Here is a 310-nt window from a genome sequence, read left to right on the forward strand (position 1 = left end):
AGCGGCAACAATTTCATCTCTGACACTGAGCTGACCCCGGAGACGTTCGACGGCAAGCTCTCAAGGGTCACCGCCACCGACGGCGAGAACGCCCTGGAATGGAACCACGCCGAACTGGTACAGATCACGCACCCGGACAACCGCTGGTGGTTCGTCCTGCGGGAACTTTCGCCCGAGGAACTTTTTAGAGCCACCACCAAGGCGAAGCTGGTCTATCTGGCTCTCGTCACCGATACCGACCTGGAGGATATGTGACCATGAACGAACACAGCAAGAAATTCCCTGACGTCAAGAGCTACTACGGCCTGGG

Annotated in this window: 1 protein-coding gene; it reads left to right on the top strand. The window is 57.7% G+C overall.

From position 1 onward, the window contains the following. A partial coding sequence (locus P0G09_RS17740) for a hypothetical protein (RefSeq protein WP_275253329.1) occupies window positions 1-255 on the top strand: 255 nt, incomplete at its 5' end. Window positions 256-310 lie beyond the last annotated feature (55 nt).

The sequence above is a fragment of the Faecalibacterium sp. DFI.5.82 genome (assembly GCF_029076575.1).
Lineage (GTDB): Bacteria > Bacillota > Clostridia > Oscillospirales > Ruminococcaceae > Faecalibacterium > Faecalibacterium duncaniae.